At 71.7% G+C, this 17,122-nt stretch carries 9 protein-coding genes; 3 read left to right on the top strand and 6 right to left on the bottom strand.

Features of this window, described 5'->3' with window-relative positions:
* Positions 1-435: 435 nt before the first annotated feature.
* From VKK44_RS09055 to VKK44_RS09040, 4 genes are all read right to left on the bottom strand, one after another.
* A complete protein-coding gene (locus VKK44_RS09055) occupies positions 436-1,017 on the bottom strand; it encodes a TlpA family protein disulfide reductase (protein WP_343446402.1) in 582 nt (193 codons plus the stop codon).
* A complete protein-coding gene (locus VKK44_RS09050; RefSeq protein ID WP_343446401.1) occupies positions 1,014-1,466 on the bottom strand; it encodes a hypothetical protein in 453 nt (150 codons plus the stop codon). The genes VKK44_RS09055 and VKK44_RS09050 overlap by 4 nt, the downstream gene beginning before the upstream one ends.
* Positions 1,467-1,542: 76 nt before the next feature.
* Positions 1,543-3,588, bottom strand: coding sequence for a M6 family metalloprotease domain-containing protein (locus VKK44_RS09045; protein ID WP_343446400.1), 2,046 nt, complete (start codon positions 3,586-3,588; stop codon positions 1,543-1,545).
* A gap of 279 nt (positions 3,589-3,867) precedes the next feature.
* Positions 3,868-4,785 carry a dihydrodipicolinate synthase family protein gene (locus VKK44_RS09040; RefSeq protein ID WP_343446399.1) on the bottom strand — a complete coding sequence of 306 codons (918 nt, stop codon included), beginning with the start codon at positions 4,783-4,785 and terminating at the stop codon, positions 3,868-3,870.
* Positions 4,786-5,004: 219 nt separating this feature from the next.
* On the opposite strand from VKK44_RS09040, the gene VKK44_RS09035 reads away from it, so the two are divergent.
* The 3 genes from VKK44_RS09035 (at position 5,005) to VKK44_RS09025 (ending at position 10,318) form a co-directional block, all read left to right on the top strand.
* A complete protein-coding gene (locus VKK44_RS09035) occupies positions 5,005-6,237 on the top strand; it encodes a PucR family transcriptional regulator (RefSeq protein ID WP_343446398.1) in 1,233 nt (410 codons plus the stop codon).
* Positions 6,238-6,617: 380 nt separating this feature from the next.
* Positions 6,618-9,053, top strand: coding sequence for a M14 family metallopeptidase (locus tag VKK44_RS09030; protein ID WP_343446397.1), 2,436 nt, complete (start codon positions 6,618-6,620; stop codon positions 9,051-9,053).
* Between the two features lie 293 nt (positions 9,054-9,346).
* Positions 9,347-10,318: an NADP-dependent oxidoreductase gene (locus VKK44_RS09025; protein WP_343446396.1), complete on the top strand. Its 972-nt coding sequence runs from the start codon at positions 9,347-9,349 to the stop codon at positions 10,316-10,318.
* 117 nt (positions 10,319-10,435) lie between these two features.
* Here VKK44_RS09025 and VKK44_RS09020 read toward each other — a convergent pair whose 3' ends face one another.
* Complete coding sequence (locus tag VKK44_RS09020) at positions 10,436-10,960, bottom strand: hypothetical protein (RefSeq protein ID WP_343446395.1); 525 nt, start codon at positions 10,958-10,960, stop codon at positions 10,436-10,438.
* A 71-nt stretch (positions 10,961-11,031) separates the two neighbouring features.
* Positions 11,032-16,851: a ThuA domain-containing protein gene (locus VKK44_RS09015; RefSeq protein ID WP_343446393.1), complete on the bottom strand. Its 5,820-nt coding sequence runs from the start codon at positions 16,849-16,851 to the stop codon at positions 11,032-11,034.
* Positions 16,852-17,122: the final 271 nt, after the last annotated feature.

The raw sequence follows: 17,122 nt of genomic DNA, 5'->3' as shown, positions 1-17,122 counted from the left end.
CTGATCCTCGTTCACAATTTCCACCTTTCGAGGGCGTCCCTGCGTGCCACGGAGACGTGCGAAGTCCTGCCAGGAGGGTCGAAGGACCTGCGCCGCCGGATACCCGTGGCCCGATGAATGGCTGGTCGATCAAGGGGGGATGTCAACCGTGTTACGTCCGTGAACCGGACACTAACGGTGGCTGACGCCTAAAGATAGGCCTCAAATGGAGAAACTTTTGTTCTTGCGAACCAAAAGTTTCTGACGGTCGGCGAGGAGCGGCCGGACGGTCGCCCGCACCGGCCTCCCCCGTTGATCCACCGCCCCACCAGCGCGAACACCGGCCGCGACGGGCTCGGAGGACGCGGGCACACCGCAGGGCGCAGCGTCGACCTCCCGTCGATGCGACGCCGCGCCCGCACGGCCGGCGGGACCGGCCGTCACCACCCGGGCCGGCTACCCGGAGCCGGCCAGCACCAGTTCCCCGAGCCGCTGCTCCAGCGCCGCCGCGTCCAGCCCGCCGGGCCACCCGCGCAGCAACGCGCCGCCCTTGGCGACCAGCACGACGGCCGGTGGTTCCCGCACCGCGTACGACCGCCAGATCGTCTGCTGCTCGTCCACGACGACGGGATACTCCACCCGGTGCGCGCGCAGGTAGTCCTGCAACTCGTCGGCCTGGTCGGCGCCCGCCACCCCGACGAAGACCACCCGGTCCCGGTGGCGGCGGGCGAGGTCGCTCAGCGCGTCCTGCCTGTCCACGCAGGTGGTGCACCAGGAGCTGAAGAAGGTGAGCACCACCGGCCGGTCGGCCCACAGCCGGGCGGCGGTGAGCGGGGTGCCGTCGGTCAGCCCACCGGTGAACGCGGGGGCGGCCGGCGCGGTGCCGGGCGGCGGGCGCAACGCCAGGTCTGCGGGGACCGGGCCGGGCAACGTCGACGCGCCACCGGCGAGCGCCGGCGCGGGCTCGGCGGCCGGCCGGGCGGTGCAGCCGGCCAGCACCAGCACCAGCAGCAGCGGCGCGAGCAGACGCCGCCTCACGCCGGCACCACCGCCACCAGCGCGGGCCCCTCGCTGGTGTCCGGGGTCAGGTCGAGCGCTGGCCGGCCGGCCACCTCCAGCCGGTACCCGGCCCGCTGCGGCACCTGCACCGGCACCGCGAACTCGCAGTAGGTCGGCACCCGCTCCACCTCGAGATCCTCGGCGAAGGCGGCCACCGCCGTGCCCGCCGGCAGCTTCCCGGTGACCACGGCCGCGCCGTCCGGGTCGAGCAGCCGGAACGGCGCCCGGTGGTGGAAGTACAGGTACGGGCCGGTGCCGGCACAGTCCACGCCCTCGGCCCGGATGTTGATGTCGCGGACCAGCACCCGGACGGTGGTCGGGACGACCGCCTCCGGTCCGGCGTCGGGACCGCCGCAGCCGGTGGCACCGGCCAGCAGCAGGATCGCCAGCGCGCCGACACCGCGGCGGGCGCTCGTGGTCAGCCGCACGTGGTCTCCTTCCACCCGCGCCGTGGGTCCGTGGCGGCCTGCGCCGGCACGGACCCACGGAGTCGGTCGATTCCGGTCAGGACTTCTCCACCCGGCACTGCTTGGTCACCGTCTTCGACGGGTCGCTCTCCGAGGTCGCGGTGAGCTTGACGAAGCCGGTGTCCGCCGCAGCGGCGGTGGCCCCCACCGACACCCGGACGGTGGTGGACTTGCCGAACTGGGCGGTCGCCAGCGGGTTGGGCAGCCAGGTCCGCCAGCCCTTGCCGGCCACCTCCGCCGAGAGCCGGTAGACGTCCGACTTCAGGTACGCGGTCGCGTCCTCCGGGTGCTGCTGCCCACCGGCGGAGTACGTGCCGCTGTTGGTCAGCTCGAACGAGCAGGTCACGCCCCGTTTGGTGGGCTTGCCGGTGCTGGTCACCTCACCCTTGCCCAGGGTCACGCCGTGCGTGCTCGGACCCCCGGTGCCGTCCAGCGACCGCACCGCCACCGTGTACGACAGCGAGCCGGCCGCGTCCCGCTTGAGGTCGATGATGTAGAAGTGCAGCCGGTTGGCCTCGTCGACGTACTCGTACTGGCTGCCGGTGTCCGCCCCGGCGTGGAACAGCGCGTCGGAGAGCTGCCGGTAGTCACCCATGGTGATTTTCTGCGGGGTGCCGTCCGGCCGGTAGAAGTCGATCATGTCGATGTCCTGCGGGTTGGCGTCCACCACCCACTGGAACGGCGCGCTGTCGGCGTTCTTGGTCTTGCTCAGCAGCACGCCCCGGTCCGGGGTGAACGAGTCCGCCCCCATCCGGTCGACGACCTCGACCGTGTAGTTGTTGAAGTTCCCGCCGTCGCACAACGGGTTCGTGGCGACCGTGCAGGCCGGCGAGAGGTCCTTGTTCAGGGCGATGTTCACGCCGGTCAGCCCCTTCGGGCCGGCGTCGACCACACGGGCGGTCACCTGGACGACGGCCAGGCCCGAGGAGGCCAGCGCCTCCCGGGACAGCCGCAGCACGTGCTCCTCACCGAGCAGGCCGATCTTGAGCTTGTCCCGCACCGTGTGCAGCGACCCCATCGAACCGCCGTTGGTCGGTGGGATCTGCCAGCGGGTGTGCGGGCCACCGGGTCCGTTGAACGAACCGCGCGACATCATGCTCCAGATGCCGGTGTACGCCCTTCGTAACGGCTCGCCGTACGGGTTGTTGTAGTTGTCGCCGATACCGAGCAGGTGGGTCAGCTCGTGGGCGTACACCCCCATGCCGGAGCTCTCCCCCTGGGTGGAGGAGCCGCCACCGGCGTTGGGCCACAACGTCGCCGCCGCCTTCCAGGAGGTCCACTCCACGTAGCGGGTCTTGGCCCAGTTCGGCAGGTTCGGGTCCGGCGGGCCCCAGGCGTCCGGCACGTCCTCCTTGTTCTGGAAGATCATCTGCCCGAACTCCTGCCAGGTGGACGACTCGTCCTGCCCGGCGCTGAGGATGAAGACCAGCTCGTACTGGTTGGCGACCTCGTCACCGACCGCTGCCCGCCAGGCGCCCAGCCCGTCGGTGCGGATGTTCTTGCTGCAGGTCTCCCCGCTCGGGCAGGCGCCGGGGTTGAAGCCGTTGTCCAGCCCGTACTGGTAGGACTTCGCCGGGAGCTGGTAGGGCCCGAACCCGGCCAGGTCCACGCCGTAGCGCCCGTTGGAGTCCTGCATCCAGTACTCGTGCAGGGTGTGCCCCTTGTTCAGGGTGTTCGGGGTGTTGAGGAAGTCCTGGTAGAACTTCGGCACGTCGGTGCGGGGGATGTTGGTCGCGACCGACTGGGGGTTGCCGAAGACCGTGGAGCGGGCCCGCTGGGAGACCGCGAACGTCTCATCGGGATAGTCGAGCGCGACCAGGGCGATCTTGAAGTTGCGGATCGAGCCCCGCACACTCGGATCGGCCCAGTTCTTGCCGGGAACCGCCTGGTAGTCGTCCCAGGTCATGGTGTCGGGGTTCTGCCAGGCCTGCGGATCGAGGACCTGGAACGGCGCGGTGCCGCCGGCCGGATTGGCCGGGGCCGCGGCGGCCTGCGTCGCGGCGGTCGCCACGAGCGTGCCGGCCAGGACCGCGGCCAGCACGCGACGCCGCAGTCGGGGGATGGTGCGGGAAGCACGGTGCACGGGTTCGCCTCTCGTCGGGAGGGACGCGGCCGCCGGTGACCGGTGTCCCGAGGGGTGGCTGCCGGGACAGCCGTGCACCGGGCCGCGCAGCGAATCTAGGAGGACAGGCCGGGGCTGGTCACCGTGCAGATGTCGGCAGGCGGACCGGCGGCTTCCGACACCTGAAGGACCGGCATCCGGTCGCGACCGGCCGGGGCCCCGGCCCGGACCGACCGGCCCGGCCCGAACGGCCCGGCCCACCGGTGCGCCCCGGGCACCGCCCGGAGCGGGCCGGACGGTTCAGCGGAGACGGCCCTCGGCAACCGGATCGGCGGTGACCGACAGGGCCCGGACCAGGTCCCGGCACAGCCGGGCGGCGACCGGCGGCGGCAGCGGGCCGCGCGGCGGGCGGCACCGTCCACCGAACCGCCCGGCAGAGTCCATCGCCAGTTTGATCGCCTGCACCGCCTCCGGCCGGGAGCCCCAGCCGAACGCCGGGTGCAACTCGGCATAGAGCGGCAACGCGCGGGCCAGGTCACCGGCGGCACAGAGGTCGTACAGGCGCAGGGCCTGCCGGGGCAGCGCGTTGGCCAGGCCGGCTACCCAGCCCCGGGCCCCGCACAACACGAGTTCCAGCAGCATGTCGTCCGCGCCGGCCAGCACGTCCACGTGCGGGCAGAGGTCCCTGATCTGGTGCATCCGTCGGACGTCACCGGAGAACTCCTCGACCGCGACGATCCCGTCGGTCTCGGCGACCCGGGCGAGCAGCTCCGGCGTGAGGTCCACCCGGGTGTCGTACGGGTCGTTGTGTGCCACCACCGGCAGGCCGACGGCGGTCACCTCCCGGTAGTGGGCGACCACGTCGGCGTCGCCGGCAGGGTAGCCGTCCGGGGGTGGGGCGAGCACCCCGTGGGCCCCGGCGGCGGCGGCCTGCTCCGCCCAACGGCGGGACTGCCGGCTGCCGTACCCGCCGACGCCGGGAAGCACCGCGCAGCCGGGCGGCGCGGCCTGCACCGTCGCCCGCACCACGTCGGCCCGCTCGTCGTCGGACAGGGCCCGGTACTCCCCCACCGACGCGCACGGGGTCACCCCGTGGCACCCCGCCTCGGCCAGCCAGCGCACGTGCTCCTGGAGCCGGTCGAAGTCGACACCGAGGTCGTCGCGGAACGGCGTGGTGATGGCGACCAGCACCCCCCGCCAGGGCCTACCAGCTGTCACTCGGGCGTTCCCTCCTGCGCGCCGGCGGCCCGCTGCCCACCGCACCGGAACCTTACGATCGTCGATCACGGCGGTGCTTCGGACAATTGCCGGAACAGTCGCCATGGGGGCCATCCGTTTGTCGGTAGATCTTCGGTGGACCTTGCGCACAGGGCCACCGGCCGCAGAGGGTAGGGCACCGGCTGTCGCCCCTGTCGCGCGGCCAACCAGGGGAGATCCATGCACGGTGAGCTTCAGCGCATAGTCGATGCCGTCGCCGCCCGGGTGGGGCGTCCCGCCCTCATCGAGGACCGGCGGCAGCGGGTGGTCGTCTACAGCGAACACGACGGGCCGATGGACGAGGTGCGCCGGATGTCGATCCTGCGCCGACAGACCACCCCTGAGGTGATCGCCTGGTTCCGCCGGATGGGTGTGCTCACCGCCCGTGAGCCGGTGCGTACCCCGGCCGACGTCGACCTCGACCTGCTCCCCCGGGTCTGCGTGCCGATCTGGCACGACGACCTGCTGCTCGGGTTCGTCTGGTTCATCGACGACGACGGGTCGATGACCGACGCCGACATCGCCACCGCGACCAGCGCCTTCACCCACCTGTCGCTGGCCCTCTACCGGGAGAACCTGCTCGGCGAGCTGGCCTCGCAGCGGGAGTCGGAGGCCACCCGGACACTGCTGGTGGAGAGCCCGCAGGCCCGCGCGCACGCCGTCCGGGCGCTGCTGGAGGAGGGCGTCGTCGCCGGTGACGGCCCCACCACCGCCGTGGTGGCCCAGCTCGCCCCCGCCGCCGGGCGGCACCCCGACGAGGTGGCCCGGATCGCGCTGGAGCAGGCGCTGGTGGCGACCCGGCGGTGGCTCGGCGTGCGGGAGTCGCTGCACATGGTCTGGCCCGACCACGGGGTGCTGCTGATCTGCGGCGGCCGGATCGCCGGCCGGCCCACCCCGGAGGCCGCCGCCGAGCATCTCGACGAGGCGTTGGGCCAGGCGACCCGGGGGCTGTCCTCGGTGGAACGGACGGTGACCGGGATCGGCCAGTCCCGCCCGGGGCTGGCCGAGGCGGTGCAGTCCTACCGGGAGGCGGTGCAGGCGGCCCGGGTCGGGGTGCAGCTGCCGGCGCTCGGCCGGGTGGTCTCCTGGGCCGGCCTGGGCATCTACCGGGTGCTGTCCCAGCTCGACGACCGGCACCTCGACGTCGCCGGGGTGCACCCCGGGTTGGATCGGCTACTGCGCGACGACGCCCACCAGGTGCTGCTGGAGACCCTGGAGGCGTACCTCGACCTGGCCGGCAACGCCCACGCGACCGCCGAGAAGCTGCGACTGCACCGGACCACCCTCTACTACCGGCTGCAACGGGTCGAGCAGCTCGCCGACACCGACCTCAAGGACGGCAACGAACGGTTGTGCCTGCACCTGGCGATGAAGCTGGGTCGGCTCACCGGCCACTACCGGTCGGCGTCCTGACGGTCGCCGCCGGACCGACCATCGGGAGAGGACACCCGCACCGCCCACTGTGACAGCCCGTGTCCGGCCGGACAGATCATTGACAGATCCGAGCGGGTACGGCCAGGATGGGCGCACCGCTCGGCAATGCCTCCACGACCTACCGTAACCGGGTACGCCCCCGCCCGTTACACAGACCGGATCGGCACCGGTCCGTCGCCTCCGCGCGTCCGAGGAGACGCCCCCCGGGTCCCCCGTCGTCGGCGGGCGGACGTCGTGTTCGGTCGCCACCGTCGCCCGACTGCCGGCGTCCGACCTCCCCGTTTTCGCACACCCGCCCGACGGCGGGCGCTGCCGCGCGCCGTCGGCCCGTCTCGCACCCCCAGGAAAGGCGGCCCGAAATGTCCCGTTCCGCGTTCCCCCGCCGCTGGCGGCGGCTACCCGCCGCCACGGCCGCAGGCGTGGCGTTGCTGCTGCTCGCCGGTCCGGCGACCGCCGGCGCCGCCGCCCCGCCCGATCGGACGGCCGACGCCCCGGTCGTGCTCGAACGTTCCGCCGACGAGCAGGCCGACGTGGTGGAGGTGACGGTCGACGGCACCGCCCAGTTGGACGCGCTGGTCGCCACCGGCGTCGACCTCGACCACCACGTCACCCCCACCGAGGCGGGCATCGTGGTGCACGCCGTGGTCACCCCGACCGAGGTCGCCGCGCTGAAGCGGATGGGCTACCGGGTCGGTGCCGTGCTGCACGACGCCGCCGACTCCGCGCAGCGGATCAGCGAGCGCGAGGCGACGATCGCCGCTCACCAGGCCGAGAACCGGACCTGGACGGCGACCCTGGAGCGCAGTGCCGCGACCTCCGACGTCAAGATCATCCGGGCCGACTACTACACCTCCGGCACCGACCAGGTGCTCTCGGTCGAGGCGAAGTGGGCCCAGGGGCAGACCTCCACCAGCGCGCTGACCGTGGCCCGGGACAGCGGCCCCGGCACCGAGATCGGCTCCGGCGGCACCCAGAACATCTCCCGGTTCTTCGATGCCGGGGTCTACCTCTACCACCGGGGCGCCGCCGCCGTCACCGCCCGGCCGCAGCGTATCCAGATCACCAGCCCCTCCGGGGACGTGGCGGTCGCCGAGGTCAAGGAGTGGCTGCCGATCCCGGCCGACAGCCCGGAGGGCCCCGGCTACCAGAAGGACTTCGTCACCAGCTACCTCACCCCGACCGAGTTGTACGACCGGATCAAGCGGCTGGCCGACGCCTACCCGCAACTCGCCGAGGTGGTGAAGCTGCCGTACCAGACCAACGGCTACCGGCGTAAGGCGCAGGTCGTGCTCGGTGGGACCAACGCCACCCGGGTCGCCGTGGACTCGCTCGCCTGGGGTCACGAGGGCGGCAACGACATCACCGTCGAGCTGGCCGACCCGGGCGCGGCCGACCGGCCGCTCTCGGTCACGGTGACCGGCAGGGCCATCCGGGTCAGCCTGGCCACCGACGCCGCCGGGGCGGTGACCAGTACCGCCGCCCAGGTCGCCGCGGCGCTGACCGCCGAGGCGGGCGCGCTGGTCAAGGCGTACACCTATCGGGGGGACGCCGGCGCCGGGGTGGTCGCGCCGGTCGCGCCGACGCCGCTGTCGGACAACCTGAAGGCGCCGGCCGGGGTCTCCCGCGACCCGCACCCGGTGTACGCCATCCGGATCGGCAAGTACCGCGACGGCTCCCGCACCGGGGTGCTCGCGTACGCGCAGGAACACGCGCGGGAGTGGGTGCCGCCGCTGGTGACCATCGAGACCGCGGAGCGGCTGCTGCGCAACCACGCCACCGACGAGAACACCAAGCAGTTGCTGCGCACCCTGGACATCTGGATCGTCCCGTCGATCAACCCGGACGGCGGGCACTACTCGTTCTACGACTACGCCTCACAGCGCCGCAACATGACCAACCACTGTGCGCCGGGCGGTGCCACCGACGCGCTGGCCCGTAACTCGTGGGGCGTGGACAACAACCGCAACTACACCGAGTACAGCCTCTTCGACGGCTACTCGGGGGCGTCGGCGAGCTGCACCAGCGACACCTACGCCGGGCCGAGCGAGCTGTCCGAGCCGGAGAACCGCAACGTCGACTGGCTGGCCCAGCGGCCGAACATGAAGTTCTCGATGAACCTGCACTCCTCCGGCAACTACTTCATGTGGTCGCCGGGCGCGTACGCCACCCCGGGGCGGATCTCCGCACCCCGGCCGACGCTGGCCGAGGAGTCGTTCTTCTGGGGCGCGTCGTCGCGCATCCTCACCGCGATCAAGCGGCACCGCAACATGGCGGTCACCCCGGCCCGGACCGGCCCGATCTCCGACGTGCTGTACTCGGCGGCCGGCAACTCCGGCGACATGCTCTGGTACAAGTACGGCGTCTACGCCTGGAACTTCGAGGTCGGCACCAGCTTCCAGCCCACCTGGGAGGAGGCGCACCAGGAGACCATGGAGTTCAGCAACGGCCTGGTCGAGCTGCTGCGGGTGGCCCGGGACTTCGACAAGGACAAGAAGCGCCCGACCAGCACCCTGTCGGTCACGCCGAGCGGCACCGAGGGCACGGTCAGCGTCCGGTTCGACGTCAGCGAGCCGGCGGCGGTGTTCTACACCCTCGACGGCAGCCGACCGACGTTCGGGTCCACCCTGTACGCCTCGGCGGGTCTCCGGGAGGGGGCCGAGACGCTGACCGTCCCGACCGGCACCAGGATCCACTGGTTCTCGGTGGACGCGGCCGGCAACATCGAACGCAACTACCGACCGGACGAGGACAGCAAGACCTTCAACCGGGGCTGGGCGACGCTGCCCACCGGCTGAGGCTCCGAGCGCGCCAGCGGGGGGCCGCGCCGCCGGGCCCCCGCTGGTCGACCCCGCCCAGTCCGTGGCCGCCAGCGGTGCGCCGGCTGGTCGCCGGTGACATCGCCGCGCCGCCGGAGCTGTCGCCCGGCGAGAGTTGGCGCGTCACCGTGCCCGTCGACGGCGTGGCGCCGACCGTCGCGCTCGCAGAGTGGACGGTCGCCCTTGTGGGTGAACGGCACCCGGCCCCGGGCCACGCTTGTCGCCCAGCCGGCATGCTGCGACGGTGACGCCGGCACGGAGAGGGAATCCACATGGTTGACGGGAATCTGCCAGAGCGGATGCAGGCCGCGGCCTTCGACGAGTTCGGCGGGCCGGAGGTGATCACCCTGCGGAAGCTGCCGATCCCGGAGGTCGCCGACGACGAGCTGCTGATCAAGGTGTGGAGCGCCGGCGTCGGCGTGTGGGACGCGTACGAGCGGCAGGGTGTGCTGGTCCCGGAGGGCTCGTCCCTGCCGATCGTGCCCGGCTCCGACGGTGCCGGAACGGTCGTGGTGGCCGGCCGCGCGGTTACCGACCTCGCGGCGGGTGACCCGGTCTACGTCGCCGCCACCACCCGTCCGAAGGGCGGCCTCTACGCCGAGTACGCGGTGGTCAAGGCGGAGTACGCGGCGAGGGTGCCCGAAGGAGTGCCCACCGAGCACGCCGGCGCGATGCCCACCGACGCGCTGACCGCGCTGGCCGGGCTCGACGCGCTCAGCCTGGCCGCCGGGGCCTGGTTGCTGATCTTCGGGGCCAGCGGCGGTCAGGGCCACCTGGCCGTCCAACTGGCCAAACGGCAGGGGCTGCACGTCGTCGCCGTGGCCTCCGGAGCGGAGGGCGTCACGCTGGTGACCCGCCTCGGCGCCGACGTGTCTCTCGACGGGCACGGCGACCTCACCGACGTGCTCGGCCGGATCCGCGAGGCGGCACCGAACGGGGTGGACGCCATCCTGGCGATGGCCGGCGGCGAGACCCTGGACCGGCTCACCGAGGCGCTCGTCGACGGCGGCGTTGTCGCGTACGCCCACGGGGTCCGGCCGGAGCCGCGCGAGCGTCCCGGCGTCGTGGTCCGCGCGTACGACGGCGAGTCCAACCCCCGACAACTGCGACGGCTCAACGACCTCATCGAGGCGGGGCCGTTCGTGGTGCACGTCGCGGAGACGTTCCCGTTGGGCAAGGTGCGTGAGGCGCACCAGCGCCTGGAGACGTCCTACGCCGGCAAACTCCTGCTCACGGTGGCCTGAGGACCGCAGCCGGCGCGCGGTTGCGGCACGCGTACCGATGCCGTGCCGGCCGCGGTCGCGGCCGGGCGGGCCGGGCCGCTTCGTCGCGGCCCGGCCCGGTCGTGCGCCGCTGGTTGGTCAGCCGGTGCGGCGGCGGCCGGACAGCAGGGCCACGCCCATCGCCGTGGCGGCGAGCACGAGGCCGGCCGCCGCGAACGGCCACCAGCCGGCGCCCGCCGCGCGGTCTCCGTCCGGCCTGGTCACCGCGACCGGCGCGGGCGCCGGTGGTGACTGGGCCGCCCGGGCCTGGACCGTGGCGGTGGCCTCGCTCCGCAGCGGGGCGGGGGCGTTCACCGTCACCTTCCAGGTGCCGGCGGACAGCACCGGACCGCTGCTGTAGAAACCCTGCCCCTCGGGCTGCGGCTCCAGTTGCAGCGGACCGACCCGCTGCCCGTCCGGGCCGGTGGCGGTGAGGACCAACCGCACCACCTGCTCCAGCCGGCGGCCGTCGGCGTGGATGGCCTGGATGGTGACCCCCTCGGCCCCGTCGCCGGCCACGGTGAGCTTGAGTTCGTCGGCCTTCGCGGCCGCCGGGGCGGCGGCGAACAGGGTCAGGACCAGTCCGGCGAACACGGCCGCCAACACCTTGTGGATACCCGTCACGGACATCTCCTCGCTACCGATGAGGGAGGCCCCTCCCCGACCCCGGAGCGTCGGGAAGGGGCCTCGTCGGATCAGAGCTGGCGACCGGGTGCCAGCCGGGTGGCGTCGCCACCGAGCCGTCCGGTGCCCTTGACCGTTTCACCGTCGTTCGCCTTGACGCCGGCCTTGCTGGCCGCGCCGCCCAGCCGAACGATCATGGCGTCGGCGTCCCGGATCAGGACGTCCCGGATCTCCGCCTCGCCCACCAGGGCGGTGTCGGAGGCGAGCGTCCGGAACGCGGTCAACTGCCGCACCGCCACCTTGTCGTCGCCGGCCGCCTCGGACGCACGGACAGCGTCGAGCTTGTTCGACAGCTGCCTGTGCGCCTTGGCCGAGAGCCGCCCCGTCGCCTTGAACCGGTCCAGCAGACCCTGCATGTCCCGGAACGAGGTGGTGACGAAGAACCGGACCGTCGAGGTGGTCTTGTTGCCCGCCTTGTCGGTCGCGGTCACGGTCAGCTCGTGCAGGCCGAGCGACAGCTCGTACATGGCCTGCAGGGTGCCGCCGGCGTACGCCTGACCGTCCAACTGGCCGACCACGGACGCGATGCCCGAGGTCGGGTCGACGGCCTGCCAGGACACCCGGACGTCCTGGCTGTCGCCGTAGAGCTGGCCGTCGGCGATCCCGGAGACCAGCAGCGTCGGCTTGGTGCCGTCGATGCGCAGCACCGCAGACTTGAGCGTCTCGGCGTTGCCCGCCTTGTCCGTCGAGCGGAACAGCAGCTCGTGCTGCCCGTCACCGGTCACCTCGACCGGCTCCGTGTAGGGCGTCCACGAGCCGCCGTCCAACGACCACTCCACCGTCTTCACGCCGGAACCGGCGTCGGTCGAGGTCAGCACGACCGGGATGGTCCCGTTGTGCCAGCCGGCGTCGTTCGCCGGAGCGAACGTCGCCGAGGTCACCGGCGCGGTTGCGTCGATCTTGACCGAGACGGTCTTCGTCGCCTCCGCGTTCCCGGCCTTGTCCGTCGAGCGGAACCGCAGCTCGTGCTCGCCGTCCCCGCTGACGGCCACCGGGTCGGTGTAGGCCGTCCAGGTGGTGGCAGCGTCCAGCTGGTACTCCGTGCTGCCGAGCCCGCTACCGCCGGCCTCGTCGGCACCGGTGAGCGTGATCGTCACCGGCCCGGTGTACCACCCCTCGGTCGGGGTGCCGGAAACCGTCGCCTTGGTCACCGGTGCGGTCTCGTCGGCCACCTCCGTGCTGAGCCGGAAGTAGTCGAACGCGGCGGTCTTCGACGCCGTCTGGCTGGCGCCGAGGGTGAACAACCCGACCTTCGGGGTGGCACCCACCGCGCTGTTGGTCAGCGCCGTCAACGCGGTCCAGGTCGTCCCGTCGGCCGAGTAGGACGCGGTGAACGTGTTGCCGGTGCGGGCCAGCCGCAGGTGCCACACGGCAGCGGTCAGGTTGCCGGCCTCCGGCTGCGGGTTCTGGACCACCCCGGCGATCTCACTGCGGAACTCGATCCGCCGCGTCACCGCCTGGCCGGCCTGGTTGTCCGCGATGAAGTCGAACTTCAGGTAGTTGTCGTCGTCGGCCTGCACGAGCAGACCGGCCTGCTGGTACTGCTCGTTCAGCAGACTGCCGTCGACCTTCGTCTCCAGGGTCCAGTCGCCCGACGGCGCGGTCTGGAGGATGAAGTTCTTCGGCCCGGTGTTGTCGGTGCCGTAGATGTCACCGTTGGGCACGTCGATGCGCAACGCGCCACCGGTGACCCGGTAACCGCTCGGGTCCTCCCGCGTGATGGCGTTCCACCGGCACTTGTCCAACGTGGTGCCGGTGAACTCGTCCGACGGGTCGACCGGCCCGGCCGGGGCGTCCGGCGTCACCTGGAACGAGTCGAAGGCCGCGTCGACGACCGGCGCCTCGGTGCCGCCGTTGAGCGCGAACACCCCGATCCGCGGGTTGGTGATGCCGGCCAGCGCGGCCGAACGGCCGACCGGGGTGAACGTCTGACCGTCGCCCGAGGCGGACGCGGTCAGGTTCGTGCCGTCGCTGGTGATCCGCAGGTACACGGTGTCACCCGCCGGTGCGGCGGCGCTGTCGGCGGCCTCGTTGCGAGGCGTGGCCGCCGTCTCCCGGATGAACTCCACCCGCCGGCTGCCGTTGTACAGCAGGTCCACCTTGGCGTAGTTGTCGTCGTCGCCGTACAGCAGCAGACCCGCCTGCTGGTAGTTGGCCGTCACCGGCAGAGTGACCTTGGTGGTTATCTCCCAGGCGCCGGTCGGGGCCGGCTGGAGCACCAGGTTGGTGGCGTCGTTGCGGGCGCCGTAGAGGTCACCCACCGAGGTGGGCAGCCGCAGCGATCCGCCGCTGACCGAGTAGAGCTGGTTCTCCCGGATGACGCTGGTCCAGCGCTCCTTGTCGAGGCTGTTGCCGTTGAAGCCGTCCGAACGCGCCCCGAAGCAGGACGTGTCCGGCGCGTCGACCTTCACCGGCACCGTGGCGTACGACTTGGCGCCCTTGCTGTCGGTCACCGTGAGGGTGGCCGTGAAGGTGCCCGGGTTGGCGTAGGTGTGGCTGGCGTCCAGGGTGGTCGCCGTGCCTCCGTCCCCGAAGTCCCAGGCGTACGTCAGCGGGGTGTCGCCCTCGGCGTCGGTGGCCGTGCCGTCGAACACGACGGCGACCGGTGCGGTGCCGGTGGCCGGGGTGGCCGTGGCGCTGACCACCGGCGGCGCGTTCTCGGTGACACCGCGGCCGACGAAGTCCATCCAGTTGACGTTGAACAGCGAACCCGTTCCGCCGTTCGGGTCGCGGGCCAGGAAGTACAGCGAGCCGCTCGCGGCACCGGTGACCGGTGCGCTCACGTCCGTGTACGTCTGCCACGCGCCGGTCGCCGGGACGGTGGCCGTGGCGACCACCGGTCCGTCGACGGCACCCGCGCGGACCTCGATCCGACCGCCGGCGGCGGCCGAGGCCGCCCGGAACCGGATCTCGGCGATGTTGGTCAGGTCCGCCGGGGCCACCGACCACCAGTCGCCGTCCTCGATGAACCCGATGTTCTGGCCCCCGCCGGCGGTGTCGGCGCTGGTCTCCCGCTGCACGCCGGCGTCGCCGCCGCCGGTGCTCACCGGTGCGCGCCCAGTGGCGGTGAAGAACTCGGCCTGCTTCTGCTTCGGCTGGAGGACCTCGATCTGCCGGCCGGTCAGGGCACCGGAGCCGCCGGCGCCACCCTTGTCGGTGTAGGTCGCCTCGAAGACCGCGAAGACGTTCGCCTCGGCGCCGTGCCCGGAGGCGAGCGACGTCTGGACGGTGCCGGTGCAGCCGGTGTGCTGCTCCAGCGGGTGGGCGTGCTCGTCGTGACCGAGCAGCACCTGCAACTGCACCTTGTCACAGTCGATCTGCCCGTCCTCCGGGTCGGTCACCTTGATCGAGTAGCGGACCTGGTCGCCCCAGTTGAAGAAGCCGCCGTCCGGTGGGAACTCGATGCTCACCGTCGGCGCGGTGTTGCCCACGGTGACCGGCACATTGGCCACCGCGGTCCGGCCCTTGGGGTTGGTCACGGTGAGCTGGGCGGTGTAGTTGCCCGCCGTCGCGTAGGTGTGGGTCGGGTTGGCCTCGGTGGAGGTCTGCCCGTCGCCGAACGTCCAGGCGTAGGTGAGCGCGCCACCGTCCGGGTCCCGGGAACCGGCGCTGGAGAACGCGACTGTCAACGGCGCCGGACCCGAGGTCGGGTCGGCGGACGCCGCCGCGATCGGGGCGCGGTCACCGGCGGTGTAGTCGATCCGGTAGACGCCGGAGTTGTCGTTGTTGCCGCCGAAGCCGCTGCCCCACTCGATCAGGTACAGCGCGCCGTCCGGGCCGAACTCGAAGTCCATCGGCCGGATCATGCTCATACCGGTGAGCAGCTGGTTGATGTCCACGAGCGACTTGCCGTCGGCGGTCACCTGCATGGTGTACATCTTGTTCTGGTTCCACTCACCGAGCAGAGCCTTGCCGTCGTAGTACGCCGGCCACTTGCGGTTCGAGTTGAGATCCGCGTCGTACCGGTAGACCGGGCCGCCCATCGGGGCACCGCCGCCGCCGATCTCCGGGTAGCGCGCGTCACCGGCGTACCCGTAGTCGACGGTCGCCGGAACCACCGGCGGGAGATTGGTCAGACCGGTGTTGTTGGGCGAGTTGTTCACCGGCGCGGCGCAGTCGAACTTCGGGCCACTCGGGCCGGACGGGAACGTGTAGTCGTTGTACGCCTCGTTCGTGCCCGTGCAGTACGGCCAGCCGTAGTTGCCCGGCGTGACGATGTTCCACTCGACCAGACCGCGGGGGCCCCGGTTCGGGTTGTCCGCGTTGGCGTCCGGTCCGTAGTCCGCGACGTACAGCGTGTCGGTCTTCGGGTCGGTGCCGATCCGGAACGGGTTGCGGAAGCCCATCGCGTAGACCTCGGGACGGGTCTTCTCGGTGCCCGGCGCGAAGAGGTTCCCCGCCGGGACCGTGTACGTCCCGTCGTCCTCCGGGTGGATCCGGATCACCTTGCCGCGCAGGTCGTTCGTGTTGGCGGAGGTGCGCTGCGCGTCGTAGTCCTGGCGGCCCGCCCGCTCGTCGAGCGGCGAGTACGAGTTCGACTCGAACGGGTTGGTGTTGTCACCGGTGGCCAGGTAGAGGTTGCCGGCGCTGTCGAAGGCCATGCTGCCGCCGGCGTGGCAGCAGGTGTTGCGCTGGGTGTCGACGCGCAGCACCTGCTTCTCGCTGGCCGGGTTGATCGTGTCGCCGGTCACCGTGAACCGGGACAGCAGGTTGCGGGTGACCCCGTCGTTCGGGGCGTAGTAGAGGTACACCCACTTGTTGCTGGCGAAGTCCGGGTCGAGCCGGATGCCGATCAGGCCGTCCTCGTTGCCGGTGAAGACGTCCAGGTCGACGGCGGTGACGGTGTTGCCGGTGTCCGGCTTCACGATCTGCACGCGACCGTCGCGCTCGATGTAGAAGACCCGCCCGTCGGGGGCGATGTCCAACTCCATCGGGTTGCTGGTGTTGCTGTCCAGCGTGACCTTCTCGAAGTTGGCGGTCTTCGAGGCGCCACAGTCGGCGTTCTCGACACCTGCCGCGGTGCGGATGCCGCCGAGCAGGTGGGACAGGAACGTCGGCTCGGCGTACGACTCACGGGTATGCCCGCCGCCGGTGTACCAGGAGCGGCCACCGTCGAAGTCCTGGCACCAGGCGATCGGGTGGTCGGCACCCATCGCGCCCGCGCCCGCGGTGTAGCTCTTCTCGTCCAGGCTGGCCAGCACGTGCACGTCCGGCCGGGGGTTGGTCCGGTAGTTGTACCACTCGTCGAACCGGGACCAGCGGTCCGGCAGCCCGGCCGTGGACGGGTGCGCGTGGTCCTCCACCTTGACCGTTGCCTGCTGGTTCTGTGGGTGGTTGGCGAAGTACGTGCCGACCAGGTCGCCGTACCAGGCCCAGCTGTACTCGGTGTCCGAGGCGGCGTGGATGCCGACGTAGCCGCCACCGGCCTTGACGTAGCGCTCGAACGCCGCCTGCTGCTCGGCGTCGAGCACGTCACCGGTGGTGGAGAGCCAGATCACGGCCTTGTACTTCGCCAGGTTGGCGTCGTTGAATGCCGCGCCGTCCTCGGTGCTGTCAGCGGTGAATCCGTTGGCCGCACCGAGTTGCTGGATGGCGGCGATGCCGGTGGGGATGGAGTCGTGCCGGAAGCCGGCGGTCTTGGAGAAGATCAGGACGGAGTAGGGATCGTCGGCGGCCTTCGCCGCCTTCGGCGCGACCTGGGCTACCGGCGCTGCCGTCGGCGCCGCCTGCGCGGCTGCCTGGGCGGGTGCGCCGAACAGGGTGGTCGAGGCCATGGCCAGAGAGATCAGTGCTGCGGTGATGGGTACGCGGGCACGACGAGAACGGGACACGCCGCCTCCTGTGTCGCAGTGACAGGGCTCGCGGGAGTCGGCTCCCCGAAGGCCGCCCCTGGTGGAGTCGGTGGTCAGACCGCGCCAAGGCGGTCCCACCGACATTTTGTCGAATCGCTGAACAAATTAATTCGGCTGACTCGATGTCGGGCAAGATGCGAGCGGGTAACGGTTCTGCAACGGCAGGCGACATTCCGAACAGGACCGCACGAAGTGCCCATAGATCTTGGTCGTATCGACCCGCAGCCGGCCGCCGGGGCCGTCGCCGACC

The organism is Micromonospora sp. DSM 45708, assembly GCF_039566955.1.
GTDB lineage: Bacteria > Actinomycetota > Actinomycetes > Mycobacteriales > Micromonosporaceae > Micromonospora.
The sequence above is the reverse complement of the archived record's forward strand: the minus strand, read 5'-3'. Positions and strand labels throughout refer to the sequence as shown.